The organism is Acidovorax sp. GW821-FHT10A04, assembly GCF_059415825.1.
Genome location: NZ_JBWKNZ010000007.1, coordinates 125,930 through 151,933, shown reverse-complemented (window position 1 = coordinate 151,933; position 26,004 = coordinate 125,930). Strand labels below are relative to the sequence as shown.

At 67.0% G+C, this 26,004-nt stretch carries 22 protein-coding genes; 5 read left to right on the top strand and 17 right to left on the bottom strand.

The annotated features are described in order from the left end of the window. Nucleotides 1-16: 16 nt before the first annotated feature. Genes AC07PF_RS16535 through AC07PF_RS16525 form a run of 3 tightly spaced genes read left to right on the top strand, consistent with a single transcriptional unit; the run spans nucleotide 17 to nucleotide 4,843 of the window. Nucleotides 17-2,611, top strand: a complete 2,595-nt coding sequence (locus tag AC07PF_RS16535; protein ID WP_494612589.1) for an FtsX-like permease family protein — start codon at nucleotides 17-19, stop codon at nucleotides 2,609-2,611. A gap of 41 nt (nucleotides 2,612-2,652) precedes the next feature. Further along, the gene (locus tag AC07PF_RS16530; protein ID WP_494612588.1) at nucleotides 2,653-3,735 is read left to right on the top strand and encodes a PLP-dependent cysteine synthase family protein; all 1,083 of its coding nucleotides are present in this window, start codon (nucleotides 2,653-2,655) and stop codon (nucleotides 3,733-3,735) included. Nucleotides 3,736-3,739: 4 nt separating this feature from the next. After that, entirely contained in the window at nucleotides 3,740-4,843 is a 1,104-nt protein-coding gene (locus tag AC07PF_RS16525) for a lipocalin-like domain-containing protein (RefSeq protein WP_494612587.1), read from the top strand. Nucleotides 4,844-5,602: 759 nt separating this feature from the next. Here the strand turns inward: AC07PF_RS16525 and AC07PF_RS16520 are convergent. From AC07PF_RS16520 to AC07PF_RS16500, 5 genes are all read right to left on the bottom strand, one after another. Beyond that, nucleotides 5,603-6,601: a branched-chain amino acid ABC transporter permease gene (locus AC07PF_RS16520; RefSeq protein ID WP_494612586.1), complete on the bottom strand. Its 999-nt coding sequence runs from the start codon at nucleotides 6,599-6,601 to the stop codon at nucleotides 5,603-5,605. Nucleotides 6,602-6,616: 15 nt separating this feature from the next. Continuing rightward, nucleotides 6,617-7,501, bottom strand: a complete 885-nt coding sequence (locus AC07PF_RS16515) for a branched-chain amino acid ABC transporter permease (protein WP_007857594.1) — start codon at nucleotides 7,499-7,501, stop codon at nucleotides 6,617-6,619. 53 nt (nucleotides 7,502-7,554) lie between these two features. Continuing rightward, entirely contained in the window at nucleotides 7,555-8,751 is a 1,197-nt protein-coding gene (locus tag AC07PF_RS16510) for an ABC transporter substrate-binding protein (RefSeq protein ID WP_007857593.1), read from the bottom strand. Nucleotides 8,752-8,827: 76 nt separating this feature from the next. Further along, entirely contained in the window at nucleotides 8,828-9,559 is a 732-nt protein-coding gene (locus tag AC07PF_RS16505; RefSeq protein WP_494604715.1) for an ABC transporter ATP-binding protein, read from the bottom strand. A gap of 169 nt (nucleotides 9,560-9,728) precedes the next feature. Continuing rightward, nucleotides 9,729-10,499 carry an ABC transporter ATP-binding protein gene (locus AC07PF_RS16500; RefSeq protein ID WP_007857591.1) on the bottom strand — a complete coding sequence of 257 codons (771 nt, stop codon included), beginning with the start codon at nucleotides 10,497-10,499 and terminating at the stop codon, nucleotides 9,729-9,731. Nucleotides 10,500-10,883: 384 nt separating this feature from the next. On the opposite strand from AC07PF_RS16500, the gene AC07PF_RS16495 reads away from it, so the two are divergent. Further along, nucleotides 10,884-12,695 carry an ABC transporter transmembrane domain-containing protein gene (locus AC07PF_RS16495; protein WP_494612585.1) on the top strand — a complete coding sequence of 604 codons (1,812 nt, stop codon included), beginning with the start codon at nucleotides 10,884-10,886 and terminating at the stop codon, nucleotides 12,693-12,695. Nucleotides 12,696-12,779: 84 nt separating this feature from the next. Here the strand turns inward: AC07PF_RS16495 and AC07PF_RS16490 are convergent, their stop codons facing one another. Then, nucleotides 12,780-13,184, bottom strand: a complete 405-nt coding sequence (locus AC07PF_RS16490; protein WP_494612584.1) for a DUF6220 domain-containing protein — start codon at nucleotides 13,182-13,184, stop codon at nucleotides 12,780-12,782. A gap of 1 nt (nucleotide 13,185) precedes the next feature. Further along, nucleotides 13,186-14,229 carry an SDR family oxidoreductase gene (locus AC07PF_RS16485; protein WP_494612583.1) on the bottom strand — a complete coding sequence of 348 codons (1,044 nt, stop codon included), beginning with the start codon at nucleotides 14,227-14,229 and terminating at the stop codon, nucleotides 13,186-13,188. Between the two features lie 99 nt (nucleotides 14,230-14,328). On the opposite strand from AC07PF_RS16485, the gene AC07PF_RS16480 reads away from it, so the two are divergent. Continuing rightward, nucleotides 14,329-15,225: a LysR family transcriptional regulator gene (locus AC07PF_RS16480; protein ID WP_007849155.1), complete on the top strand. Its 897-nt coding sequence runs from the start codon at nucleotides 14,329-14,331 to the stop codon at nucleotides 15,223-15,225. Nucleotides 15,226-15,289: 64 nt separating this feature from the next. On the opposite strand, the gene AC07PF_RS16475 is transcribed toward AC07PF_RS16480, so the two are convergent. Genes AC07PF_RS16475 through nuoG form a run of 10 tightly spaced genes read right to left on the bottom strand, consistent with a single transcriptional unit; the run spans nucleotide 15,290 to nucleotide 25,991 of the window. Beyond that, nucleotides 15,290-15,763, bottom strand: coding sequence for a DUF1178 family protein (locus tag AC07PF_RS16475; protein WP_007849154.1), 474 nt, complete (start codon nucleotides 15,761-15,763; stop codon nucleotides 15,290-15,292). Nucleotides 15,764-15,804: 41 nt separating this feature from the next. Beyond that, nucleotides 15,805-16,110 (bottom strand): DUF2818 family protein, encoded by a 306-nt coding sequence (locus AC07PF_RS16470; protein ID WP_494604703.1) that lies wholly within the window; start codon nucleotides 16,108-16,110, stop codon nucleotides 15,805-15,807. A 21-nt stretch (nucleotides 16,111-16,131) separates the two neighbouring features. Then, entirely contained in the window at nucleotides 16,132-17,625 is a 1,494-nt protein-coding gene (gene nuoN / locus AC07PF_RS16465; RefSeq protein WP_007849150.1) for an NADH-quinone oxidoreductase subunit NuoN, read from the bottom strand. A 24-nt stretch (nucleotides 17,626-17,649) separates the two neighbouring features. Further along, a complete protein-coding gene (locus tag AC07PF_RS16460) occupies nucleotides 17,650-19,125 on the bottom strand; it encodes an NADH-quinone oxidoreductase subunit M (RefSeq protein ID WP_145696918.1) in 1,476 nt (491 codons plus the stop codon). 13 nt (nucleotides 19,126-19,138) lie between these two features. Next, a complete protein-coding gene (nuoL, locus tag AC07PF_RS16455; protein WP_494612582.1) occupies nucleotides 19,139-21,193 on the bottom strand; it encodes an NADH-quinone oxidoreductase subunit L in 2,055 nt (684 codons plus the stop codon). A gap of 31 nt (nucleotides 21,194-21,224) precedes the next feature. Next, complete coding sequence (nuoK, locus tag AC07PF_RS16450) at nucleotides 21,225-21,533, bottom strand: NADH-quinone oxidoreductase subunit NuoK (RefSeq protein WP_005793248.1); 309 nt, start codon at nucleotides 21,531-21,533, stop codon at nucleotides 21,225-21,227. Then, complete coding sequence (locus tag AC07PF_RS16445) at nucleotides 21,530-22,198, bottom strand: NADH-quinone oxidoreductase subunit J (RefSeq protein ID WP_007849139.1); 669 nt, start codon at nucleotides 22,196-22,198, stop codon at nucleotides 21,530-21,532. The genes nuoK and AC07PF_RS16445 overlap by 4 nt, the downstream gene beginning before the upstream one ends. 53 nt (nucleotides 22,199-22,251) lie before the next feature. Then, nucleotides 22,252-22,764, bottom strand: coding sequence for an NADH-quinone oxidoreductase subunit NuoI (nuoI, locus tag AC07PF_RS16440; protein ID WP_007849136.1), 513 nt, complete (start codon nucleotides 22,762-22,764; stop codon nucleotides 22,252-22,254). A 12-nt stretch (nucleotides 22,765-22,776) separates the two neighbouring features. Beyond that, entirely contained in the window at nucleotides 22,777-23,859 is a 1,083-nt protein-coding gene (nuoH, locus tag AC07PF_RS16435; protein WP_007849135.1) for an NADH-quinone oxidoreductase subunit NuoH, read from the bottom strand. Further along, nucleotides 23,856-25,991: an NADH-quinone oxidoreductase subunit NuoG gene (gene nuoG / locus AC07PF_RS16430; RefSeq protein WP_494612581.1), complete on the bottom strand. Its 2,136-nt coding sequence runs from the start codon at nucleotides 25,989-25,991 to the stop codon at nucleotides 23,856-23,858. Before nuoG ends, nuoH begins: the two co-directional genes overlap by 4 nt. Nucleotides 25,992-26,004: the final 13 nt, after the last annotated feature.

The window sequence follows — 26,004 nt, the reverse complement described above, 5'->3', positions numbered from 1 at the left end:
GCAGCCACAACCTGCCATGCTTGCCCTGCTGCGCACCTTCTCCTGGCAGGACCTGCGCCACCACCCATGGCGCAGCCTGGCGGCCGTGGTCGCCGTGATGCTGGGCGTGGCGCTGGCCTTTGCGGTGCACGTGATCAATGCCTCGGCACTCGATGAGTTCTCGCAGGCGGTGCGTGCCGTCAATGGCCAGCCCGACCTGGAGCTGCGCGCCATGCAGGGCCACCTGGACGAAGCCTGGTACGGGCGCATGGCCACGCACCCACAGGTGACACGGGCCAGCCCGGTGCTGGAGCTGTCGGCCGTGGCAGCGCCCGCCGGGGCCTCGGGGGCCCAGGCCGCGCGCGTGCCACTGCGCGTGCTGGGGGCCGATGCCCTGCTGTTGCCCGGCATGGCCCCGGCCCTCATGCCGCGCCCCTGGGCCCGCGCAGACCGCTTTGCGCTGTTTGCGCCGGACACCGTGTTCCTCAACCCCTCGGCGCTGCAGGCGCTGGGCTTGTCCACCGCACCGTCCGGCGCGGCCGGCCCCCCCCTGCCGCAGATCACGCTGCACACCGGCCAGCAGCGCCTGGCCGTGCGCGTGGCGGGCACCGTGGGCGCGGGCGGTGCGCCGCTGGCGGTGATGGACATCGGTGCCGCGCAGGACCTGTTCGGCCGCGGCGGCCAGTTGAGCCGCATCGATTTGCAGCTGCAGGCCGGTACCGACCGCACGGCCTTCGCGCAGGGGCTGCGCGCCCTGCCCGGCTGGCCGGCCCAGGCCCTGCTGGCCGAGCCCGGCGACGCGGCGCAGCGCATCAGCAACCTGTCGCGCGCCTACCGCGTCAACCTCACGGTGCTGGCGCTGGTGGCGCTGTTCACAGGGGCCTTCCTGGTGTTTTCGGTGCTGGCGCTCAGCGTGGCCCAGCGCGGGCCGCAGTTCGCGTTGCTGGCCGTGCTCGGTGCCACGCCGCGCCAGCGCCTGGCCCTGGTACTGGCCGAATCGGCGGCGCTGGGCGTGCTGGGCAGCGTGGCAGGCATCGCGCTGGGCACGGGCCTGGCTGCGGCGGCACTGCGCCTGCTGGGCGGCGACCTGGGTGGCGGTTACTTCGCGGGCGTGCAGCCGGCGTTGCAGTGGAGCGCGCCGGCCGCAGCCATCTATGGCGCGCTGGGCATTGCCGCCGCATTGACCGGTGGCTGGTGGCCGGCGCGCGCAGCGCAGAGCCTGCCACCCGCGCAAACCCTCAAGGGCCTGGGCGGCGCCAGCGCCCGGGCCGACCGGGGCAGCGTGGGCCTGGCCCTGGTGCTGGCAGGCGTGGCGCTGTCTTTCGCTCCGCCCTTGGGCGGCATTCCGCTGGCGGCCTACGGCGCCATTGCGCTGCTGCTCGTGGGCGGCATCGCCTTGCTGCCCCGCGGCATGGCGGCGCTGCTGGCGCGGCTGCAGCCGCTGGCCGCGAAGCACGCCCTGCCCCTGCTGGCGCTGGAGCGCGCGCGCCGCATGCGCGGCAGCGCCACGATTGCCGTGGGCGGTGTGGTGGCCAGCCTGAGCCTGGCCGTGGCACTGACGGTGATGGTCTCGAGCTTTCGCGGCTCGGTCGCACAGTGGCTCGACGGGGTGCTGCCCTCGCCGCTGTATGTGCGCTCGGCCCTGGGCGGGGCGGGCAGCGAAGCGGCCCTGCTGCCCGCCGGCTTTGCCGAGGCCGTGGCACAGCTGCCGGGCATGGCGCGCGTGCAGCCGCTGCGCGCCAGCCCCCTGCAGCTCGACGCCTCGCGCCCTGCGCTCATGCTCATCAGCCGCCCGCTGGGTGCCGACCCGGCACGCCAGCTGCCGCTGGTGGGCACGGCCCTGCCGGTGCCTGCGGGCAGCATGGGCATCTACATCAGCGAGGCCGTGGTGGACCTCTATGGCCTGGCTCCGGGCATGCAGTGGGATGGGCTGTCGCGGGCCTTCAGCACCAAGGTGGATGCACCGCGCTTCTTCATCGCCGGGGTCTGGCGCGACTACGCGCGCCAGTCGGGCGCGGTGGCGCTGGACCGGGCGGACTACCTGCGTCTCACGGGCGATGCGCGCACCAGCGACCTGGCCCTGTGGCCGCGGGAAGGGGCCGACCTGGCGGCCTTGCAGCAAGCCATCCGTGACCTGGCAGCGACCGGTGGCACCGGCACGCTGCCCCTGGAATTCATGTCCGCCAGCGCGATCCGCGAGCGCTCGCTGCACATCTTCGACCGCAGCTTTGCCGTCACCTACTGGCTGCAGGCCGTGGCCATCGGCATCGGCCTGTTCGGCGTGGCCGCGAGCTTCAGCGCCCAGGTGCTGGCGCGGCGCAAGGAGTTCGGGCTGCTGGCACACCTGGGCCTCACGCGCCGCCAGATCCTGGCCGTGGTGGCCGCCGAGGGCGCGGCCTGGACCGGGGTGGGCGCGGTCGCGGGCCTGCTGCTGGGCCTGGCCGTGTCGGTGGTGCTGGTGCATGTGGTGAACCCGCAGAGCTTTCACTGGACCATGGACCTGCGCATCCCGCCCTGGCGGCTGGCGGCGCTGTGCGCGGCCGTAGTGGTCTCGGGCACGGTGACGGCCTGGCTCGCCGGGCGGGCCGCTGCCGGGCGCGATGCGGTGATGGCCGTGAAGGAAGACTGGTAAGCCCGGTGGGGCGGCCGCAGGCACTGCGAGACAATCCCTTCATGACCGCTGCCACCAAGACCCTGCCGCCCGTGCATGCCAGCGCCTGGCTGCACAACGCCATCGCCCGCATCGAAGCCGACTACCAGCGCAGTGCCGACACGCACCTGATCCCGCTGCGCCTGCCCGCGTATGGCGCGCACGGCATCGACCTGTACCTCAAGGACGAGTCCACCCACCCGACGGGCAGCCTCAAGCACCGGCTGGCGCGCTCGCTGTTCCTGTATGCGCTGTGCAATGGCTGGATCAGCGAGGGCTCGACCGTGGTCGAATCGTCGAGCGGCTCCACCGCCGTGAGCGAGGCCTATTTCGCACGCCTGCTGGGCCTGCCCTTCGTGGCCGTGATGCCACGCAGCACCTCGCCCGAGAAGATCGCGCAGATCGAGTTCCACGGCGGGCGCTGCCACCTCGTGGACAGCGCAGGCCAGGTGTACGAAGAGGCCCGCGCCATCGCCGAGCAGGCGGGTGGCCACTACATGGACCAGTTCACCTATGCCGAGCGCGCCACCGACTGGCGCGGCAACAACAACATCGCCGAGAGCATGTTCACCCAGATGGCGCGCGAGCCCCACCCCGTGCCGCGCTGGATCGTGGTGGGGGCAGGCACGGGCGGCACCAGTGCCACCATCGGCCGCTACCTGCGCTACCAGCAGCACACCACCGAGGTCTGCGTGGCCGACCCGGCGGGCTCGGTGTTCAGCGCCTACCACCGCACGGGCGATGCCACGCTGACCGCACCCGGCTCGCGCATCGAGGGCATCGGCCGCCCGCGCGTGGAGCCGAGCTTCATCCGCACCCTGGTGGACCGCATGCAGGAAGTGGCCGACGTGGAGTCGGTGGCCGCCATGCAGGCCCTGTCGCAATTGCTCGGGCGGCGCGTGGGGCCTTCCACCGGCACCAACTTCGTGGCAATGCTCACGCTGGCGCGCGAGATGCGCGAGCGCGGCGAGCAGGGTTCCATCCTGTCGCTGCTGTGCGATGCGGGCGAGCGCTACCTGCCTACCTATTTCAACGCCGATTGGGTGGCCACGAACTTCGGCGACTGCACCGAGGCCCAGCGCCAGGTGCAGGCGCTGATGGACTGAGGCCATGCCCTCGCGACGGCAGGCGCTGGTGCTGGCCATGGCCGGCGCCACGACAGCAGCAACCACCACGGCCTGGCCGGGCAGCGCGCACGCCCTGCCTGCGCGCGCACTGGCCTTTCCGCGCGACCATGGCAGCCACCCCGAGCTGCGCACCGAGTGGTGGTACATCACCGGCCATGCGCAGGCAGGCGGGCGCGAATGGGGCTTCCAGGTCACGTTCTTTCGCTCGCGCGTGGATGCCGCGCAGGGCATCCAATCGGCCTTTGCCGCGAAGCAACTGCTGTTCGCCCATGCAGCGCTCACCGACCTGAAAGGCCGGCGCCTGCACCACGACCAGCGCATCGCGCGCGCGGGCTTCGGGGTGGCCCAGGCCAGCGAGACCGATACCGCCATCCGCCTGCAGGACTGGCGCCTGGTGCGCAGCGACCTGCCGGACGGCAAGGGCGGCCGCTGTACCGCGCACATAGAGGGCGAGCACTTCGGCCTGCAGCTGCAGTGCGACGCCACCCAGCCCGTGCTGCTGCAGGGCCGCGAGGGTCTGTCGCGCAAGGGGCCCGACAGCACCCAGGCCAGCTACTACTACAGCCAGCCGCAGCTGGCGGTGGGCGGCGCCATCGTGCTCGATGGCCAGCGCATGGCCATAGCCCCAGGCAGTGGCCGCGCCTGGATGGACCACGAGTGGAGCGAAGCGCTGATGCACCCCGAGGCGCGGGGGTGGGACTGGATCGGGATGAACCTGCTCGACGGCAGTGCGCTCACGGCGTTCCATCTGCGGCGCGAGGATGGGTCGGCGTTGTGGGGTGGGGGTTCGTTCCGTGCGCCCGGGCAGGCGGCTGCGCGCATCTTCGATGCGGGTGAGGTGGTGTTCACCGCCCAGCGGTGGTGGACGAGTCCGGTGAGCGGGGCGCGCTATCCCGTGCAGTGGCGGGTGCAGACGCCGGTCGGTGTGTTTGAGGTGCGGAGTCTGCTGGACAGCCAGGAGCTCGATAGCAGTGCGTCGACGGGGGCGATCTACTGGGAGGGTTTGTCGGAGTTGGTGCGGGATGGGCGGGTGGTGGGGAAGGGGTATCTGGAGATGACGGGGTATGCGAGGGCGTTGAAGTTGTAGTCGGTGCTTGGTGCTTGCAGCGTGCCTTGGTTGAGGGCGGAGGCCGGGGTGTGCGCCCGGCGGCGCACCTACTTGTCTTTTGCTTCGCCAAAAGAAAGTAGGCAAAGAAAAGGCGACCCCGCTGCCCGTGTCCCTTCGCTTCGCTACGGGCAACCTGCGATGCTCGGTCCTGGGGTGCACCGCGGAACTCGCTGCGTTGCCTCTGCGAGGCAACTCCGCTCAAACATCCGCGGTGAGTCAGACAACGATGCGCGTGTCCTTCGGCACGCGCTCACCCCAGGCCCTGCGCTTCTCGGCACGGTCAGAAGGGATTGGGGGCCCCACACGGGCCATCGCTGCGCTCGGCCTCATTTGCCTCGCTGCGCTTCGGCCTGTCGGGAGCGCGTAGCGTGTCACCGACCCCAGGCGCAGCTGCGAAGCAGCAGCCGTCTTTGTCCCCGCTCCCCACCCCTGCTGGCTGCGCCGAGAAGCGCAGGAGCTGGGGTGGGCGTGTGTGCCGAAGGACACACACGCTTCGTGATCTGACTTGCCGCAGCTGTTTGAGCGGAGTTCGAAGAACGCAGCGAGTTCTGCGGCACCACCCCAGATCCGAGCATCGCAGGCTGCCCCCGTTTGCCCGACAGGGCGAACGGGGGACGCAGACTGGGGGTCGCCCTCTCTTTGGTGACTTTCTCTTGGCGACTCAAGAGAAAGTTACTGCGCCGCCGGGCGCACATCCCGGCTCCCGCCCCCAACAAAGGCATGGGGCCAACAAGAACCTCAGTGCCGAGGACCGGATGCCCGACGGCTGGCAAGCCAGGCAATGATCTCCCCCATGATCCCGCGGCGGAACGCCAGCACACAGATCACGAAGATCAAGCCAGTGACCATGGTGACCGACTCACCCAGCGTCTTGAACCATTCGACGCTGGTAAGCGCAGCCAGCAGGTTGCCGAACTCACCGATCTTGTTCTCCAGCATCACCACCACAGCCGACCCGATCAGCGGTCCGGAGAGGGTCCCAAGACCGCCCACGAGGGTCATCAGGATCACCTGCCCCGAAGCCGTCCAGTGCACGTCGGACAAGGTGGCAAAACCCAGCACCAAGGTCTTGAGCGAGCCCGCCAGCCCGGCCAGTGCGGCCGAGAGAACAAAAGCCAGCAGCTTGAAGCGGTGCGTGTCGTAACCCAGGGAGATGGCGCGCGGCTCGTTCTCCTTGATGCCCTTGAGCACCTGCCCGAACGGCGAGTGGATGGTGCGCACGATGACCAGGAAGGCCAGCACCACGATGACCAGCGCCACGTAGTACATCACCAGGTCGCTCTGCAGGCTGATGACGCCGAACAGCTTGCCGCGGGGCACGCCCTGCAGGCCGTCCTCGCCGCCGGTGAACGGGGCTTGCAGGCAGGCGAAGAACAGCATCTGCGCCAAGGCCAGCGTGATCATCGAGAAATAGATACCCTGGCGGCGGATGGCCAGCCAGCCGAACAGCAGGCCCAGCAAGGCGCCGCCGGCCGTGCCCAGCAGCAGGCCCACTTCGGGCGTGAGGCCCCACACCTTGATGGCGTGGCCGGCCACGTAGGCGGCGCCGCCCAGGAAGGCCGCATGGCCGAAGGACAGCAGGCCGGTGAAGCCAAGCAGCAGGTTGAACGCGGAAGCGAACAGTGCAAAGCACATGAGCTTCATCACGAAGACGGGGTAGGCGCCCAGAAAAGGCGCGGCGATCAGGCCCAGCAGCAGCAGGCCGTAGCCGATGGGGGCGAGGTTCTTGAGATTCATGCGAGCGGCCCCTGCTTACTTCTCTTTGCCGAACAGGCCGGCGGGGCGGATGAGGAGAACGATGACCATGATGACGAACACCACGGTCGACGATGCTTCGGGGTAGAACACCTTGGTGAAACCTTCGATGACGCCCAGGCCCAGGCCGGTGAGGATGGAGCCCATGATGGAGCCCATGCCGCCGATCACCACCACGGCAAAGACCACGATGATGAGGTTCTGCCCCATCAGCGGCGTGACCTGGTAGACCGGCGCGGCGAGCACGCCGGCAAATGCGGCAAGGGCTGCGCCGAAGGCGTAGGTCAGGGTCACCATCACCGGCACGTTGATGCCGAAGGCTTCCACCAGGCGGGGGTTTTCGGTGCCGGCGCGCAGGTAGGCGCCGAGCTTGGTCTTCTCGATCACGTACCAGGTGGCCAGGCAGACCACGACCGAAGCCACCACGACCCATGCGCGGTAGTTGGGCATGATCATGAAGCCGAGGTTGGTCGCGCCTTCGAGCAGCTCGGGCGTGTCATAGCCCAGGCCCGACACGCCGTAGATGGAGCGGAACACCCCTTCGATCAGCAGCGTGAGGCCCAGCGTGAGCAGCAGCCCGTACAGGTGGTCGAGCTTGTAGATCCAGCGCAGCAGCAAGCGCTCGATCACCACCCCGAACACCCCCACCACCAGCGGCGCCAGCACCAGCATCCACCAGTAGCCGAGCCCCAGGTAGTTCATGGCCATCCAGGTGATCAATGCCCCCGTCATGAACAGCGCACCATGCGCAAAGTTGATGACGTTGAGCAGGCCGAAGATCACGGCCAGCCCCAGGCTGAGGATTGCATAAAAGGATCCGTTGACCAGCCCCAGGAGGAGCTGGCTCAACAGGCCTGGCAATGAGACACCAAAGATTTCCATGGGCGAGAGCGGCAGGAGGTGCGAAGGGGGTTCGGGTCAGGTCGAGAAAAGGCTTATTTCCAGAGCGGGCACTTGCTCTCGGCCTTGGTGGTGAACACCGTGTCGCCGGGCAGCTTCTTCACGAGCTTGTAGTAGTCCCAGGGCTTGGTGGACTCCGAAGGCTTCTTCACTTCCATGAGGTACATGTCGTGCACGTAGCGGCCGTCGGCGCGCAGCTGGCCCGAACCGAAGAAGTCGTTCATCTTCATGCCGCGCCAGGTGGTCATGACCTTGTCGGCATCGATGCTCTTGGCGGCTTCCACGGCCTTGAGGTAGTTCATGGTGGCCGAGTAGTCGGCGGCCTGGATTTCGGTGGGCATGCGCTTGGCCTTCTCGAAGAAGCGGGCAGAGAACTTGCGCGTCTCGTCGTTCAGGTCCCAGTACCAGCTGGTGGTGAACTGCAGGCCTTCGGTGTTGCGCAGGCCCAGGCTGTGCACGTCGCTGATGAAGATCAGCAGGCCGGCGAGCTTCATGGTCTTGCCAATGCCGAATTCCTTGGCGGCCTTGATGGCGTTGATGGTGTCGCCGCCGGCGTTGGCCAGGCCCAGGATCTGGGCCTTGGAGTTCTGTGCCTGCAGCAGGAAGGACGAGAAGTCCGAGGCGTTGAGCGGGTGGCGCACGGCACCCACCACGTTGCCGCCCTTGGCCTTGACCACGGTGGTGGTGTCGGCTTCGAGTGCATGGCCGAAGGCATAGTCGGCGGTCAGGAAGTACCAGCTCTTGCCACCGGTATCGACGATGGCCGAGCCCGTGCCCTTGGCCAGCGCCACGGTGTCGTAGGCGTAGTGCACGGTGTAGGGCGAGCACTGTTCGTTGGTCAGCGCCGAGCTGGCCGCGCCGTTGTTGATGTACACGCGCTTCTTCTCGGATGCCACCTTGGCCGTGGCCAGGGCGGTGCCGGAGTTGGTGCCGCCGAAGATCATCGTCAGGCCCTGCGTGTCGATCCACTCGCGCGCCTTGGAGGCGGCGATGTCGGCCTTGTTCTGGTGGTCGGCGCTGAGCAGCTCGATGGGCATGCCCAGCACCTTGCCGCCGAAATCGTCGATGGCCATCTGGATGGCCAGCGCGCCGTTCTTGCCTTCCACGTCGGCGTACAGGCTGGACATGTCGGTGATGAAACCGATCTTGACCTTGTCCTGCGCGTGCGCGGCCGACGTCGCAAGACCGGCGGCGCCGAGCATCAGGGCCAGCACTTTGAGTTGGTTCTTCATGGTTTGTCTCCTGTAGGTGTGGTGGTGGTGGTGAAGAATCGGGGGTAGGGTCTTCGCAAGGGGGCTGCGGGTCGGGTCAGACGCCCAGCAGCTCGGTGAGCACCGGCATCTTGGCTTCGAGCTCGGCGGCACCGAACTTCTCGACGATGCGGCCATGCTCCATGACGTAGAAGCGGTCGGCCAGCGGCGCGGCAAAGCGGAAGTTCTGCTCCACCATGACCACCGTGTAGCCCTTCTCGCGCAGCATGGTGATCATGCGCGCCAGGGCCTGCACGATCACGGGCGCCAGGCCTTCGGAAATTTCGTCGAGCAGCAGCAGCTTGGCACCCGTGCGCAGGATGCGGGCCACGGCCAGCATCTGCTGCTCGCCGCCGGACAGGCGCGTGCCCTGGCTGTTCCTGCGCTCGGCCAGATTCGGGAACATGGCATAGATCTCCTGCACCGACATGCCGGGCGTGCCGGTCTTGAGCGCCGGGGGCAGGAGCAGGTTTTCCTCGCACGAGAGGCTGGAGAAGATGCCGCGCTCTTCGGGGCAGTAGCCCACGCCCAAGTGGGCGATGCGGTGCGTGGCCATGGCCACGGTTTCCACGCCGTTGATCTTCACCGAGCCCTTGCGTGCCCCCGTGAGCCCCATGATGGCGCGCATGGTGGTGGTGCGGCCGGCGCCGTTGCGGCCCAGCAGGGTCACGACCTCGCCGGGCTGCACGACGATGTCCACGCCGTGCAGCACATGCGATTCGCCGTACCAGGCTTCTAGGCCCTTGATTTCCAGCGCAGGCACGCCGTTATTGATTGGGGAATTTGCCATCTCAGTTATCCATTGCGCTACGCGCCACCTGCAGCCCACGAAACCGGCACGCACCAGGCCAGTGCCCCCGCGCAAGGGCCGCCCCGCCGCGCTGGGGGCGTCCCCCTCCCGAATCGCGCAGCGAGTCGAGAGAGGGGGAAGGCGCGAAGCGACTCAGGGGGAGCTTCATTCAATGGGCTCCCTGGAGTTGGCCGTCGGTGGTGCCCATGTAGGCTTCCATCACTTGCGGGTTGTTCGATACCTCGGCATACGGGCCTTCGGCCAGCACGGCGCCGCGCTGCAGCACGGTGATGCGGTCGGCGATGGTGGATACCACCTTCATGTTGTGCTCCACCATGAGGATGGTGCGGCCGGCCGAGACCTTCTTGATGAGCTGGGTGACTCGGTCCACGTCCTCGTGGCCCATGCCCTGGGTGGGCTCGTCGAGCAGCATGAGCTCGGGCTCCATGGCCAGCGTGGTGGCGATCTCCAGCGCGCGCTTCCTGCCATAGGGCAGGTTCACGGTGACTTCGTCGGCGACGTCGGCCAGGCCGACCTCGGTCAGCAGCTGCATGGCCCGGTCGTCGAGCTGGTGCAGGCTGCGTTCGCTGCGCCAGAAGTGGAACGAGGTACCGAGCTTGCGCTGCAGGCCCAGGCGCACGTTCTCCATCAGCGTGAGGTGCGGGAACACGGCCGAGATCTGGAACGAGCGGATCACGCCGCGGCGCGCGATCTGTGCGGGCTGCTCGCGCGTGATGTCATGGCCGTTGAAGCGGATGACGCCCGACGTGGGTTCCAGGAACTTGGTCAGCAGGTTGAAGCATGTGGTCTTGCCTGCACCATTGGGGCCGATCAGCGCATGGATGGAACCCCGGCGCACGGCCAGGTTCACATCGCTGACTGCGGTGAAGCCCTTGAACTCTTTGGTCAGGCTGGTGGTTTCGAGGATGACGTCGCTCATTGCGCCTTGGCTGCTCCGTGGTGTGCGGTGTGGGAGAGCCTTGCGGCAAGGTCTCCATGCATACTTATTTGTTGTTGCAACGCATCGTATGCGGGTGGGCCCCTGCGCAGATACTGGGACTAATGCCTATGTATAAACGCCTAGGTGACAGTGCGGTGCTGCGTGCGGCGCTCCGAGGGCATGCTCGTATACCCGGATGCTTCCTCTGAAACAGGGCGCGGTGGCCCGGTGTGCGGCCCTCTTGGCCATTGCCAGCGCCAAGCCCTCAGGCTGACTTTTTACTGACTGGTGAACACGCCGTCTGCACAGGCAGCGGCATGTGTCCACCTGTATGGAGCCGCCGGCCCACCTCCCGCGTGCAAGCCGCCGCCCTACACTGGGCGCATGGCATCCTCCCCCTCCCCTGCGCGCGGGGCACCGCGCTCCCTGACCGGCCTGCTGCCTTTCCTGCGTCCGTACAGCGGGCGCATCGCCCTGTCCGGCCTGTTCCTGGTGCTCGCGGCGCTGGCCACGCTGGCGTTCCCCATCGCACTGCGCACGCTGGTCGATGGCGGCCTGGTCAACGCCGACAGGGGCGAGCAGACCATGGCGCTGCGCGACCATTTCGAAGCCCTGTTCGCCGTGGCGATTGCGCTCGGTGTGTTCTCGGCCGGGCGCTTCTACATGGTGAGCTGGCTGGGCGAGCGTGTGACGGCCGACCTGCGCAATGCGGTGTACGGCCATGTGCTGCAGCAAAGCCCGCAGTTCTTCGAGACCACCCAGACCGGCGAGGTGCTCTCGCGCCTGACGGCGGACACGACCCTGGTGCAGACGGTGGTGGGCTCGTCCCTGTCCATGGGGCTGCGCAATGCGGTCATGGGCATCGGCGCGCTGGCCATGCTGGTGTGGACCAATCCCTACGTGATGTCCTGGGTGCTGCTGGCCATCGTGCTGGTGGTGGTGCCCACGATGTGGATCGGGCGGCGCGTGCGGCGCCTTTCGCGTGACAGCCAGGACCGCGTGGCCGACTCGAGCGCCATCGCGGCCGAGGTGCTCAACGCCATCCCCGTGGTGCAGAGCTACACCGCCGAGCCGCGCGAGGCGCAGCGCTTCTCGCAGGCCACCGAGAACGCCTTCCACGTGGCCGTGCGGCGCACCCTGTCGCGCGCGGTGCTGGTGGCCTTCATCATCATCGCCAATGCGGCCCTGCTGCTGTGGGGCCTGTACCAGGGCACGCAGGCCGTGCTGGCCGGCAAGATGACGGCCGGGCACCTGGGGCAGACCGTCGTCTACGTGATCCTGCTGGCAGGCTCCGTGGCCGTGCTCGGCGAGGTGTATGGCGACCTGCTGCGCGCGGCCGGTGCCACCGAGCGCTTGATGGAGCTGCTCGGCAGCCGCTCGCCGGTGGCCGAGCCGGCTGCGCCCCTGGCCTTGCCCGGCACCGGCAAGGGCCTGACCGTGGCCTTCGACCAGGTCGACTTCCACTACCCCTCGCGCCCCGACCAGCCGGCGCTGCAGGACTTCAACCTGCAGCTGGCCGCAGGCGAGACCGTGGCCCTGGTGGGTGCCAGCGGCGCGGGCAAGACCACGGTGTTCCAACTGCTGCAGCGCTTCTACGACGTGGATGCCGCGGGCGACGGCGCTCTGCGGGGTGCCATCCGCCTGAACGGCATGGACATCCGCGCCCTGCCCCTGACCGAGCTGCGCTCGCATGTCGGCGTGGTGCCGCAGGATGCGGTGATCTTCTCCTCATCGGCGATGGAGAACATCCGCTATGGCCGGCCCGGTGCGACGGACGATGAGGTGATGGCCGCCGCGCGCTCGGCCTTTGCACACGACTTCCTGACGGCGCTGCCCGAGGGCTACGGCACCTTCCTCGGGGAACGCGGCGTGCGCCTGTCCGGCGGCCAGCGCCAGCGCATCGCGATTGCCCGCGCCATGCTCAAGAACCCGCCCCTGCTGCTGCTCGACGAGGCCACCAGCGCGCTCGACGCAGAGAGCGAGCGCATGGTACAGGCGGCCCTGGACACTGCCATGCAGCGCCACACGGGCCAGCGCACCACCCTCGTGATCGCCCACCGCCTGGCCACCGTGCAGAACGCCGACCGCATCGTGGTGCTGGAGCATGGCCGCATCGTGGAGCAAGGCACGCATGCCGACCTGCTGGCGGCCGATGGCATCTACGCGCGGCTGGCGGCGCTGCAGTTCACGGCATAGACCCTGCGTCCCCGGCCATGCCGGGGCATTCCAGATCCCGGACCCGGTTCCTGACCGCCTCTGGATCAGGGCTTGTCGACCGCCCTACCGTGAGGCGGTCGACAAGCCATCGCGGGTCACCCAGGTGCGCAGCACCAGCCAGAAGCTCGCGCACAGCACCAGGGCTGCATTGCCCACATGCGCGGCGCGCAGTGCCAGCATTTCGGGCCGCTCGGAGAGCACCGCCAGCAGCACCTGGGCCAGGTACAGCACGAGCAGGCCCCACACCCCTGGCCGCAGGTGGGCAAACCCCTGCCCTTGCCTGCTGTGCACCAGCATCGCCACCACCGGCAGCAGCACGCTGGAACCGACCGCGCCATGCGCCGCCCACACCGCGGGGCTGGCGTACAGGGCCGCCCCGGCCAGGGCGAACTGGGCCAGGACCAGCCCCAGCGCCAGCCTTGCGCTCCAGGCCATGGCCGGCGTGCCGGCGGTTGGTGCAGGATGCATGTCATGCGCCAAGGTGTGCTCCCCAGGCCCGTGCCGCGCCCGCCGGCGAGAGCACCTGGGCATTGGGGGCTGGCAGGAGGCACCCGAGGCCCTCGAGCGTCGCCTGCACGGCCTCGTCCAGCGGCGTATGCGGCTCCTGGCCCAGCACCGCCTTCAGGCGCGCGTTGTCCATGGCCACCGGCTGGCGCCACAGGTAGCGCATCTCCAGCAACTCGCGCAGGGTCGGCACGAACGGCGCGGCCAGCCGCACCAGCCACCAGGGGAAGGCGCGCACCTTGGGCCGCTTGCCGCTGCGGCGCTGCACCACGCGGCCGATCGCCGCAGCCATCTGCGTGCCGTCCGCGTCCCAGTGCCCGGCCATGTGAAAGGTGGCAAACGGCTGCAACTGCGCGCGGCGAGCCAGCAGCGCGACCATGGTGCGCGCCACGTCGGGCAGGTAGGACCACTGGTGGCCCACGCCCCGGTCGCCCGGCAGGCTGACGGCGGCCACGGGCTGGCCTGGTTTGACCAGGCCTTGGGCGAACCAACTGTTGCCGACCTGGGGGCCGAAGAAGTCGCCGGCACGCACGACGATCACCCGCGCGCCCTGCTGGCTCGCAGCCTCCAGGCGGCGCTCCAGCTCCACGCGGATGGCGCCTTTGCGGGTGGCTGGCTGCTGCGGCGAGGTCTCTGCCAGCACAGGGAATGCATCGGGCCCGTAGTTGTAGACCGTGCCGGGCAGCACGATGGTGGCGCGCTGGGCCATCGCGGCGGCCACCGTGTTGTCCAGCATGGGCAGCACCAGCTCGGCCCAGCGCAGGTAGCCCGGCGGGTTGACGGCATGCACGATGACGGAGCAGCCCTGCGCGGCGTTCAGCACGTCGTCGCGGTTCATCGCGTCGCCGCGCAGCCAGACCAGGCCGTCGCGCAACTCCTGCGCCTGTGCCAGGCCGCGCTGGAGCGCGCGCACCTGCCAGCCGGCGTCGCGCAGCTGGCGCGCCACTTCGCCGCCGATGCCCCCCGTGGCGCCGAGTACCAGGGCGATGTTCCGATGTGCGTTTTCCATGATGTCTCTCCAGTGAACTGTGTTGCGATGGGGGAATTCTGGGCGCACGAGAGAACAAAAGAAATTGCCCAACATGATTAATCAGCTATACATTTATGCATGGACAAGGAAATTGGATGGGAGCTGTACCGCAGCTTTCTGGGCGTGCTGGTGGAGGGCTCGCTCTCCGGTGCTGCACGGGCTTTGGGCATTACCCAACCCACCGTGGGCAGGCACGTCCAGTCGCTGGAGAAGTCGCTGGGCTTTGCCCTCTTCACGCGCTCGCAGACGGGCCTGATGCCGACCGAGGCGGCCCTGGCCCTGCGCGGCCACGCAGAGGCGATGCACAGCACCGCTGCGGCGCTGCAGCGCGCGGCCGAGAGCCAGGGGACGGGCGTGAAGGGCACGGTGCGGGTATCGGCCAGCGAAGTCATCGGCGTGGAAGTGCTGCCGCCCATCGTGGCCGGGCTGCGCGAAACCTACCCAGGGCTCAGGATCGAGCTGGTGCTGACCAACCGGGTGCAGGACCTGCTGCACCGCGAGGCCGACATCGCGGTGCGCATGACCAGCCCCAAACAGGATGTGCTGGTGGCCCGCCGCGTGGGCAACGTGGAACTGGGCCTGCATGCCCACCAGCGCTATCTGGCACAGCACGGCACACCGTCACAGCCCGGTGACCTCGCAGACCATGCGCTGATCGGGTTCGACGAAGAGACGCCCTTTCTGCGCGCGGCGAGCAAGGCACTGCCGGCACTGTCGGGCTGGACGCGGCGCAACTTCTCGCTGCGCACCGACAGCGACCTGGGTCAGCTGGCGCTGCTGCGGGCAGGTTGCGGCATCGGGGTGTGCCAGGTGGCATTGGCCAGGCGCGATCCATCGCTGGTCCGGGTACTGCCCCAGCACTTCACGCTGCCACTCGAAACCTGGGTCACGATGCACGAGGACCTGCGCGACAGCCCGCGCTGCAAGGTGGCCTTCGATGCCCTGGTCACGGGACTGTCGTCCCACACGTCCTGAGCGCAGCGCCAGGGAGACTGAAACGGCTTCGCGCTGGTCCCGTGCACGCCCCGAGGGGTGCACTTCAGTGCAGCGTTTCCTTGGCCGCGACAGGCAGGGGCAGCGGCAGCACGGCAATGCCTTCATCGAGCAGTTGCGCGGCTTCGTCGGGCGTGGCCTGGCCGCGGATGGCACGCTCCTCGGTCTCGCCGTGGTGCATGCGCCGGGCTTCGTCGGCAAAGCGATTGCCCACGTCCTCGGTGTTGGCGGCGATCTTGCGCGCCAGTTCCAGCCAGGCCGCCTGCAGGGCGGGCGGCAAGGCCACGGAATCCTGGCTGCCGGTGGGGGTGGTCATCGCCGGCTTTGCCGGTGCCTGTGGGGCCGGCGGCTTGGCACCGAGGTTCAGGCGCGGCGCACTCAGGCGCTTGGAAATGCCCGAATCGCCGCAGAACGGGCATTGCACCAGACCGCGCTGGTTCTGGCTCTGGAAGTCGTCCTCCGAGGCGAACCAGCCTTCGAAGACATGGCCCGCGTGGCAGTGCAGATCGAGCACTTTCATGGTCGGAGGAATCGCAATGGAGGGGAAAGGGCTGCCGGCCCTCAGCCGTGGCGGCGCAGCAGGTAGCGGTACACGAAGCCAGGGAAGGCCAGGGTCAGGAACAGCGTGCCGGTGATGGCATAGAACTCCCAGCCCTGGGGAGCGATCTGCCCCGCACGGCGCTCCAGCAGCAACGCCAGGCCACCTACCAGGAAATACGCCAGCACCAGTTCCGCAATGCGGACAGGCAGGCCCTTCTTCGGCTGGGCCACCGGCCCCACCACCAGCCAGCGCTGGTTGGCAAAGGGCAGGTTGGCAGCGATGAAGGCCGCCACGATCACCAGCCAGACGGAACCGGTCAGGGACACGGGTTCGCTCCGGCCGTTCGGTCAGGTGGCCAGGGCGCGCACGACGGCCTCGGCGCACAGCGCCATCAGGCCGCCAGGCAGCAGGCCGAGCACCAGCACCAGGGCGCCGTTGATGGTGAGCACCACGCGCACGTCCACGGGGGCGGAGACGCTGGTGGCCGTGAGCGGCGCATCGAAGTACATGACCTTGACGACGCGCAGGTAGTAGAAGGCGCCGATCAGCGACATGATGACCGCGAACACGGCCAGGGCGATGTAGGCTGCCTGGCCCGAGGCCACCAGGGCCTGCAGCACCGACAGCTTGGCGTAGAAGCCGACCATGGGCGGGATGCCGGCCATGGAGAACAGGCACACGGCCATCACGGCGGCATACAGCGGGCTGCGCTGGTTCAGGCCGGCGAAGTCGGCGATCTCTTCGCTCTCGAAGCCTTCACGGGCCAGCAGCAGGATCACACCGAAGGCGGCCAGCGTGGTCAGCACATAGCTCACCACGTAGAACATGGAGGCGCTGTAGGCGTTCTCGACGGCGGCGGCCTCGACGTTGCCGTTGACCACGCCCGACATCAGGCCGAGCAGCACGAAGCCCATCTGCGAGATGGTCGAGTAGGCCAGCATGCGCTTGAGGTTGGTCTGGGCGATGGCCGCGAGGTTACCCACCAGCAGCGAGCCGATGGCCAGCACCGCGAGCATCTGCTGCCAGTCGATCGCCAGGGGCAGCAGGCCGTCCACCAGCAGGCGGATGGTGATGGCGAAGGCAGCCAGCTTGGGCGCGCCACCGATCATCAGCGTGATGGCCGTGGGAGCACCCTGGTAGACGTCGGGGATCCACATGTGGAAGGGCACGACGCCGAGCTTGAAGGCCAGGCCGGCCACCACGAACACCAGGCCGAACACCAGCACCTGGTGGCGGATCTGGCCGGAATTGACGGCCTTGAACACCTGGCCGATGTCGAGCGAGCCCGTGGCGCCGTAGACCATGGACAGGCCGTACAGCAGGAAGCCGCTGGCCATGGCGCCGAGCACGAAGTACTTCATCGCGGCTTCGGTCGCGGTGGCGTTGTCGCGGCGCAGGGCCACCAGGGCGTAGCTCGACAGGGTCAAGAGCTCCAGGCCCAGGTAGAGCATCAGGAAGTTGTTGCCCGAGATCATGATGAACATGCCCAGGAGCGCGAACACCGACAGCGTGAAGATCTCGCCGCCGCGCAGCATGCCGCGGTCTGCCGCGTAGGGGCGGCCATAGACCAGGGTGACCATCACGGCCACCGTGGCAAAGCACTTGAGCCAGTTGCCCATGGAGTCGCTGACCACCATGTTGCCGAAGCCGTAGAAGGTGCTGCCGGTGCTGGCATACATGGCCTGCAGGCCGGCCACCAGGGCCAGCGAGAGCATGGTCAGCACATAGGTGGCCGTGCGGCGGGGGCTGTGCACGCCCAGGTCGACCAGCGCGATCACGCAGCCCATGACCAAAAGAACGATCTCGGGGTAAATCGCTAGCCAGCTGATGTTGTCAATCATCTCGAATCTCTCAGTTCAGTCTGGTCAGTTCAGCTTGGACAGTGCGACATGCTTGAGCAGTTCCGCGACCGAGGTGTCCATCACGTCCGTGAAGGGGCGTGGGTACAGGCCCATGGCCAGCACGGCAATCGCCAGCAGCGCCATCACGAGGAACTCGCGGCTGTTGATGTCGGTGAGTTCCTTGACGTGGTCGTTGGCCACGGGGCCCAGGTACACGCGCTTGAACATCCACAGGGTGTAGGCGGCGCCGAAGATCAGCGCCGTGGCCGAGGCCAGGCCGATCCAGAAGTTGGCCTTGACGGCACCCAGGATCACCATCCACTCGCCCACGAAACCGGCCGTGCCCGGCAGGCCGCAGTTGGCCATGGCGAACAGCAGCGCAAAGGCCGTGAAGTTGGGCATGGTGTTGACCACCCCGCCGTAGGCCGCGATCTCGCGGGAGTGCACGCGGTCGTACAGCACGCCGATGGACAGGAACATCGCGCCCGACACGAAGCCGTGGGCGATCATCTGCACCAGGCCGCCGGAGACGCCCAGGTCGTTGAAGATGAAGAAGCCCAGGGTGACGAAGCCCATGTGCGCCACGGACGAGTAGGCCACCAGCTTCTTCATGTCCTTCTGGACCATGGCCACCAGGCCGACGTAGATCACGGCGATCAGCGACAGCGTGATCATGAGCCAGGCCCATTCGCGCGCGGCGTCGGGGGCGATGGGCATCGAGAAGCGCAGGAAACCGTAGGCACCGAGCTTGAGCATGATGGCGGCCAGCACGGCGGAGCCACCGGTGGGCGCCTCCACGTGCACGTCGGGCAGCCAGGTGTGGAACGGGAACATCGGCACCTTCACCGCGAAGGCGGCGAAGAAGGCGAAGAACAGCAGGGTCTGGGCCGTCGAGCTCAGGGGCAGCTTGTGCCAGGTGGCGATGTCGAAACTGCCGCCCGACTGGTTGTACAGGAAGATCAGCGCGATCAGCATCAGCAGCGAGCCGAGCAGCGTGTACAGGAAGAACTTGAACGCCGCGTAGATCTTGTTGGGGCCGCCCCAGATACCGATGATCAGGTACATCGGGATCAGCGTGGCTTCGAAGAACACGTAGAACAGGATGCCGTCGAGCGCACTGAACACGCCGATCATCAGGCCCGAGAGGATCAGGAACGCGCCCATGTACTGGTTCACGCGCTCGGTGATGGCTTCCCACGAGGCGATCACCACGATCACCGTGATGAAGGCCGTGAGCGGCACGAACCAGAACGAGATGCCGTCCACACCCAGGTGGTAGTGCACGTTGAAGCGCTCGATCCACTCGGATTTTTCGACGAACTGCATCGCCGCCGTACCGAGCTTGAAGCCCTGGTAGAGCGGAATGGTGACCAGGAAGCCGATCACCGACCCGAGCAGGGCCAACCAGCGCACGGCGGGAGCGTGCTCGTCGCGGCCGACCGCGAGCAGCAGCGCGCCGAAGGCGATCGGCACCCAGATTGCAAGACTCAACAGACCCATTTTGTTCTTTTCCTTATTTCTTGATGAGCTGCATGAAGAAATCGCCCCAGACGAACCACGTCATCAAGGCAAACACGCCCAGGATCATCACCAGGGCATAGTGGAAGATGAAGCCCGTCTGCACCCAGCGCACCACGCCGGAGACGCTGCGCACGACCTTCCAGGAACCGTTGACCAGCGCACCGTCGATGATGGCCTGGTCGCCGCCCTTCCACAGGCCGGTACCCAGGGCCCGTGCACCGCGCGCCAGGATGTTCTCGTTGATCCAGTCGAGGTAGTACTTGTTCTCGAACAGCGTGTAGATCGGCATGCAGATGCGCTTGATGGCCGCCGGCAGCGCCGGGTTCACCATGTACATGTAGTAGGACAGGGCCACACCGGCCACGGCCAGCCAGAACGGCGCGGTCTGCAGGCCGTGCACGGCCATGGCCACGGGGCCGTGGAAGATCTCGGTCAGCTTGGCCATGGCGGGGTGCTTGGCCGCGTCGACAAAGATCACGTCCTTGAAGAAGTCGCCGAACAGCATGGGCTGGATGAACAGGAAGCCCACCACCACCGAAGGAATCGCCAGCAGCACCAGCGGCACCGTCACCACCCACGGGGACTCGTGCGGATCGTGGTGGTGGTCGTCATGGCCGTGGCCATGGTCGTCATGGTGTGCATCGTGGTGCGCGTCCGGGTTCTGGTCGTAGCGCTCCTTGCCATGGAAGACCAGGAAGTACATGCGGAACGAGTAGAACGCGGTGACGAACACACCGGCCAGCACCGCGAAGTGGGCGAAGTGCGCCGCCGGCAGGTGGCTGAAGTGCACTGCCTCGATGATGCTGTCCTTGGAGTAGAAGCCCGCGAACAGGGGCGTGCCGATCAACGCCAGCGAACCCAGCAGCGAGGTGATCCAGGTGATGGGCATGTACTTGCGCACGCCGCCCATCCAGCGGATGTCCTGGTTGTGGTGCATGCCCATGATGACCGAGCCGGCACCGAGGAACAGCAGCGCCTTGAAGAAGGCGTGCGTCATCAGGTGGAACACGGCCACCGAGTAGGCCGAGGCACCCAGCGCCACGGTCATGTAGCCGAGCTGGGACAGCGTGGAGTAGGCCACCACGCGCTTGATGTCGTTCTGGATGATGCCCAGGAAACCCATGAACAGCGCCGTGATGGAGCCGATGATCAGGATGAAGTTGAGCGCGGTGTCCGACAGCTCGAACAGCGGCGACATGCGCGACACCATGAAGATGCCGGCGGTCACCATGGTGGCCGCGTGGATCAGTGCCGAGATGGGGGTCGGGCCTTCCATCGAGTCGGGCAGCCAGACGTGCAGCGGGAACTGGGCGGACTTGCCCATGGCGCCGATGAACAGGCAGATGCAGATGACCGTGATCAGCAGCCAGTCGGTGCCGGGGAAGGCCAGGCCGCCGAGCTCACCCGACTTGGCGAAGATCTCGCTGTAGTTCAGCGTGCCGGTGTAGGCAGCGATCAGGCCGATGCCCAGGATGAAGCCGAAGTCGCCCACGCGGTTGACCAAGAAGGCCTTCATGTTGGCGAAGATCGCCGTGGGCTTGTTGAACCAGAAGCCGATCAGCAGGTAGGACACCAGGCCCACGGCTTCCCAGCCGAAGAACAGCTGCAGCAGGTTGTTGCTCATGACCAGCATGAGCATGGAGAACGTGAACAGCGAGATGTAGGAGAAGAAGCGGTTGTAGCCCTCGTCCTCTTCCATGTAGCCGATGGTGTAGATGTGCACCATCAGCGACACGAAGGTCACCACCACCATCATCATGGCCGTGAGGCTGTCGATCAGGAAGCCCACTTCCATCTTCAGGCCGCCCACCACCATCCAGGTGTAGAGCGTCTCGTTGAAGCGTGCGCCGTCGACTGCCACGCTCTTGAGCGTCATGGCCGACAGGATGAACGCCACCAGCACGCCCAGGATGGTCAGGGTGTGGCTCAGCCGGCGGCCGATCCAGTTGCCGCCGAAGGTCGTGCCGAAGATGCCGGCCAGCAGTGCGCCCGCCAGCGGTGCCAGCGGCACGGCCAGGAGCGTTGAAGCAGAGAGGGTTTGACTCATTCTTGAGAACCTTGGGAATACGGGTGGCTCATCAACCCTTGAGGGTGTTGAGGTCTTCCGCGTTGATGCTGGACTTGTTGCGGAACAGCAGCACCAGAATGGCCAGGCCGATGGCCGACTCGGCCGCGGCCACCGTCAGGATGAAGAACACGAACACCTGTCCGTGCATGTCACCCAGGTAGTGCGAGAACGCCACGAAGTTCATGTTGACCGCCAGCAGCATCAGCTCGATGGCCATGAGCAGCACGATCAGGTTCTTGCGGTTCAGGAAGATGCCGATCACCGCCAGCGCGAACAGCATCGCGCCCAGCGAAAGAAAATGTCCCAGGGTCAATGTCATGGCTTCTTCTCCTCGGCGGCGGGCTCTGCCGGCACTTCGGGTGCTGGCTTTTGCGTGGCGGCGACCTTCACCACTTCCAGGCGGTCGGCGGCGCGCACGCGGATCTGCTGCGATGGGTTGATGGCCTTGCTGTCCTTGCGCTGGCGCAGGGTCAGGGCGATGGCGGCGATCATGGCCACCAGCAGGATCACGGCGGCGATTTCAACGGGGTACAGGTACTGGGTGTACAAGAGCTTGCCCAGTTCCTTGGTGTTGGAGTACTGCACGACCTTGCCGGCAGCGTCGAGCACCACGGCGGCGGCCTTGGGCTCTTCCATGCCGCGGAAGCCCCCCATCAGCACGGCGGCCATTTCCAGGGCGATCAGCGCGCCCACGAAGGCGGCGAGCGGGAAATGCTTCCAGAAGCCCTTGCGCACGGAGTCGATGTGGATGTCCAGCATCATCACCACGAACAGGAACAGCACCATCACCGCGCCCAGGTACACCAGCACCAGGGCGATGGCCAGGAACTCGGCCTTGAGCAGCAGCCACACGGCCGCCGCCTGCGAGAAAGCCAGGATGAGGTACAGCACCGCATGCACGGGGTTGCGTGCGGTGATCACCCGGAAGGCTGCAAACAGCAGCACGACCGAGAAGAGGTAGAAGAAACCAGTCTTGGCGTCCATGAATCAGGTCTTTATAGAAAGTCTGGCGACGGGATGGATGGGATCGCGACCGCTCAGCGGTACTTGGCGTCCGCAGCCTTGGCTGCGGCAATCTCACCCTCGTACCGGTCACCGACGGCCAAAAGCATGTCCTTGGTGAAGTACAGGTCGCCACGCTTTTCGCCGTGGTATTCGAAGATGTGCGTCTCGACGATCGAATCGACCGGGCAGCTCTCTTCGCAGAAGCCGCAGAAGATGCACTTGGTCAGGTCGATGTCGTAGCGCGTGGTGCGGCGCGAGCCGTCGTCACGCACGTCGGATTCGATGGTGATCGCCATGGCGGGGCACACGGCCTCGCACAGCTTGCAAGCAATGCAGCGCTCTTCGCCGTTGTCGTAACGGCGCAGGGCATGCAGGCCACGGAAGCGTGGCGACAGAGGTGTCTTCTCTTCAGGGAACTGCACGGTCACCTTGCGGCGAAACGCATAGCGGCCCGTCAGGGCCATGCCCTTGAGCAGCTCCACGAGCATGAAGCTCTTGAAGAAATCCTTGAACGAGAAAGGTGCAGCAGCAACAGCAGCAGTCATGTGTGTCCCCGCTTATTTCCAGATGTTCCACGGCGAGAGCAACCACCCGCCGACGATGAGCAGCCACACCAGGGTGACCGGAATGAAGATCTTCCAGCCCAGGCGCATGATCTGGTCATAGCGGAAGCGCGGGAAGGTGGCGCGGATCCAGATGAACATGGAGACCACGACGAAGGTCTTGATGCCGAGCCAGATCCAGCCCGGAATCCAGTTGAACAGCACGCTGTCGATGGGCGACAGCCAGCCGCCCAGGAACATCAGCGCCGCCAGGATGGACACCAGCCACATGCTGGCGTATTCGGCCAGGAAGAACACGGCGAAACCCATGCCCGAGTACTCGACCATGTGGCCAGCCACGATTTCGGCTTCGCCTTCGACCACGTCGAAGGGGTGGCGGTTGGTCTCGGCCACGCCAGAGATCAGGTACACCAGGAAGATCGGCAGCAGGGGCAGCCAGTTCCAGGACAGGAACACCAGGCCCTTGTCGGCGGCCATGCCGCGGGACTGGGACATCACGATTTCGGTCAGGTTCATGCTGCCCGAGACCATGATCACCACCAGGAAGCAAAAGCCCATGGCGATTTCATAGCTCACCATCTGCGCCGAGGCGCGCAGTGCGCCCAGGAAGGCGTACTTGGAGTTCGATGCCCAGCCGGCGATGATCACGCCATAGACTTCGATGGAGGTAATCGCCATCACCAGCAGCAGGCCGGCGTTGACGTTGGCCAGCGCCACGTCGGGACCGAAGGGGATCGCCACCCAGGCGGCGAGCGCCGGCATGATGGCCATCAGCGGACCCAGCACGAACAGGCCCTTGCTGGCGGCCGCAGGCTGGATGATTTCCTTGGTCATCAGCTTCAGGCCGTCGGCCAGCGGCTGCAGCAGGCCCATGGGGCCGACCCGGTTGGGGCCGTGGCGCACCTGCATGAAACCGAGCAGCTTGCGCTCCCACAGCGTGAGGTAGGCCACCGCACCCATCAGGGGCGCGACGATCACGACGATCTTGAGCAGGATCCAGAGCACGGGCCAGGCAGCGCCCGTCCACCAGGCGAAAGGCAGGAGGTTCAGCCCGCCGTTGTACAGCGCGTCGATCATGCCGCCACTCCTTCACCGGCCGCCATGCGGGCATCGGCTGTCAATTGCAGCGAGGTGGCGCGGCGCACCAGGCCATCGAGTTGGTAGATGGAGGCCACCGCCGGCTCACCCACGGGTGCCGCAGTTGGCGGAACCTGGGCCACGGCATTGGACAGTTGCTCGGCCGGCAGCATGGCCAGCTTGCCCGCCGGGGCGTTGGTGGCACGGGCCAGCACGTCCTGCGAGGTCTCGAAGTCGAAACCGGGCACGCCGAGCACGTTGGCCAGCACGCGCAGCACCTTCCAGGCGGGACGCGTGTCGCCCAGAGGGCGCACCACGGCGTGGAAACTCTGCAGGCGCCCTTCGGCGTTGACGAAGCTGCCCGAGGTCTCGGTGAACGGGGCGATGGGCAGCAGCACATCGCTGATGTCCATGTTGGCCTTGAAGGGGCTCAGGGTCACGACCATCTGCGCCTGGCCAATGGCCGCGGCGGCTTGCGCACCGTTGGCCGCGTCGAAGGCGGGCTCGGTGTTGAGCAGCAGCACGGCCTTGAGGCCGCCGGCCAGCATCTGGCCTGCGTTCAGGCCGCTGCCCACGGGATGGGCTCCCGCGAACTGGGCACCCACGGTGTTGGCGGCTTCGGTCAGGTAGCCGACGGTGGCGCCGGTCTGCTCGCCGATCCAGTTGGCCAGGGCCAGCAGCGCTGCGGCCTGGCCATGGTGCGCGGCGGCATTGCCCAGCAGCACGGCCTTGCGCTCACCACCCAGCAGCGAGCGGGCGATGGCCAGGCTGGCCTCGGTGGCCTGGGCTGCGCCAGCCGGCGCCGCCACGTTCTTCTCCTGGGCAATGGCCGAAGCCACGGAACCAAGGGCCTGCACCCACTGGGTGGCGTCCTGCAGCAGCTGGTGCTTGACGGGCATAGCCCAGTCGCCGACGGAGGAGTCGACCACGCTCAGCTGGGCGCCGTGGCGCACGGCATGGCGCACGCGCAGGGCGAACAGCGGATGGTCCTTGCGCAGGTTGGAGCCCACCACCAGCACGCGTTGCAGCGTGGACAGGGAGGCGATGGACGTGCCGAGCCAGCGGATGCCTTCGGGCGCCGCGAACTCGGCGTTGCGCAGGCGGTAGTCGATGCTGTCGCTGCCCAGGCCGCGCACCAGCGCGGAGGCCAGGTACAGCTCTTCGAGCGTGCTGTGCGGGCTGACCAGGGCGCCGATGCTGTTGGCGCCGTGGTCGTTCTTGATGTTCTTCAAGCCGTTGGCCACGTACTCGAGCGCGGTCTGCCAGTCGACGCTCTTCCAGACGCCGCCCTGCTTGAGCATGGGCTGGGTCAGGCGCTCGTCGCTGTTGAGCGATTCGTACGAGAAGCGGTCACGGTCGGCGATCCAGCATTCGTTGACGGCTTCGTTCTCGAACGGAACGACACGCATGACCTTGTGGTTCTTGACCTGCACGATGAGGTTGGCACCGGTGGAGTCGTGCGGGCTGACGGAGCGGCGGCGCGACAGTTCCCAGGTGCGGGCGCTGTAGCGGAACGGCTTGCTCGTGAGCGCGCCCACGGGGCAGATGTCGATCATGTTGCCCGACAGCTCGGAGTCCACGGTATCGCCCACCACGGTGGTGATCTCGGAGTGCTCGCCGCGGTGGATCATCCCGAGCTCCATCACGCCGGCCACTTCCTGGCCGAAGCGCACGCAGCGGGTGCAGTGGATGCAGCGGCTCATCTCTTCCATGGAGATCAGCGGGCCCACGTCCTTGTGGAAGACCACGCGCTTTTCTTCCTCGTAGCGCGAGGAGGAACCGCCGTAGCCCACGGCCAGGTCCTGCAGCTGGCACTCGCCGCCCTGGTCGCAGATGGGGCAGTCCAGCGGGTGGTTGATCAGCAGGAATTCCATGACCGACTGCTGGGCCTTGATGGCCTTGTCGCTCTTGGTGCGCACGATCATGCCCTGCGTCACCGGCGTGGCGCAGGCAGGCATGGGCTTGGGGGCCTTTTCCACATCCACCAGGCACATGCGGCAGTTGGCGGCAATGGACAGCTTCTTGTGGTAACAGAAATGGGGAATGTAGGTGCCGGCCTTTTCGGCTGCATGCATCACCATGCAGCCTTCAGCGACTTCTACCTTCTGCCCGTCGAGTTCGATTTCAACCATATGCGTTTCTCGC

Excerpts from the sequence above, each read along its gene's own strand:
- nuoL (WP_494612582.1), bottom strand. The coding sequence starts at position 21,193 with ATGAGTCAAACCCTCTCTGCTTCAACGCTCCTGGCCGTGCCGCTGGCA.
- nuoH (WP_007849135.1), bottom strand. The coding sequence starts at position 23,859 with ATGATCGACGCGCTGTACAACGGCGGGCTGAACCTCCTGCCTTTCGCC.
- AC07PF_RS16525 (WP_494612587.1), top strand. The coding sequence starts at position 3,740 with ATGCCCTCGCGACGGCAGGCGCTGGTGCTGGCCATGGCCGGCGCCACG.
- nuoN (WP_007849150.1), bottom strand. The coding sequence starts at position 17,625 with ATGATTGACAACATCAGCTGGCTAGCGATTTACCCCGAGATCGTTCTT.
- nuoG (WP_494612581.1), bottom strand. The coding sequence starts at position 25,991 with ATGGTTGAAATCGAACTCGACGGGCAGAAGGTAGAAGTCGCTGAAGGC.
- AC07PF_RS16490 (WP_494612584.1), bottom strand. The coding sequence starts at position 13,184 with ATGCATCCTGCACCAACCGCCGGCACGCCGGCCATGGCCTGGAGCGCA.
- AC07PF_RS16460 (WP_145696918.1), bottom strand. The coding sequence starts at position 19,125 with ATGGGTCTGTTGAGTCTTGCAATCTGGGTGCCGATCGCCTTCGGCGCG.
- AC07PF_RS16475 (WP_007849154.1), bottom strand. The coding sequence starts at position 15,763 with ATGAAAGTGCTCGATCTGCACTGCCACGCGGGCCATGTCTTCGAAGGC.
- AC07PF_RS16535 (WP_494612589.1), top strand. The coding sequence starts at position 17 with ATGCTTGCCCTGCTGCGCACCTTCTCCTGGCAGGACCTGCGCCACCAC.
- AC07PF_RS16485 (WP_494612583.1), bottom strand. The coding sequence starts at position 14,229 with ATGGAAAACGCACATCGGAACATCGCCCTGGTACTCGGCGCCACGGGG.
- AC07PF_RS16510 (WP_007857593.1), bottom strand. The coding sequence starts at position 8,751 with ATGAAGAACCAACTCAAAGTGCTGGCCCTGATGCTCGGCGCCGCCGGT.
- AC07PF_RS16520 (WP_494612586.1), bottom strand. The coding sequence starts at position 6,601 with ATGAATCTCAAGAACCTCGCCCCCATCGGCTACGGCCTGCTGCTGCTG.
- AC07PF_RS16480 (WP_007849155.1), top strand. The coding sequence starts at position 14,329 with ATGGACAAGGAAATTGGATGGGAGCTGTACCGCAGCTTTCTGGGCGTG.
- AC07PF_RS16515 (WP_007857594.1), bottom strand. The coding sequence starts at position 7,501 with ATGGAAATCTTTGGTGTCTCATTGCCAGGCCTGTTGAGCCAGCTCCTC.
- AC07PF_RS16505 (WP_494604715.1), bottom strand. The coding sequence starts at position 9,559 with ATGGCAAATTCCCCAATCAATAACGGCGTGCCTGCGCTGGAAATCAAG.
- AC07PF_RS16530 (WP_494612588.1), top strand. The coding sequence starts at position 2,653 with ATGACCGCTGCCACCAAGACCCTGCCGCCCGTGCATGCCAGCGCCTGG.
- nuoI (WP_007849136.1), bottom strand. The coding sequence starts at position 22,764 with ATGACTGCTGCTGTTGCTGCTGCACCTTTCTCGTTCAAGGATTTCTTC.
- AC07PF_RS16445 (WP_007849139.1), bottom strand. The coding sequence starts at position 22,198 with ATGGACGCCAAGACTGGTTTCTTCTACCTCTTCTCGGTCGTGCTGCTG.
- AC07PF_RS16495 (WP_494612585.1), top strand. The coding sequence starts at position 10,884 with ATGGCATCCTCCCCCTCCCCTGCGCGCGGGGCACCGCGCTCCCTGACC.
- AC07PF_RS16500 (WP_007857591.1), bottom strand. The coding sequence starts at position 10,499 with ATGAGCGACGTCATCCTCGAAACCACCAGCCTGACCAAAGAGTTCAAG.
- nuoK (WP_005793248.1), bottom strand. The coding sequence starts at position 21,533 with ATGACATTGACCCTGGGACATTTTCTTTCGCTGGGCGCGATGCTGTTC.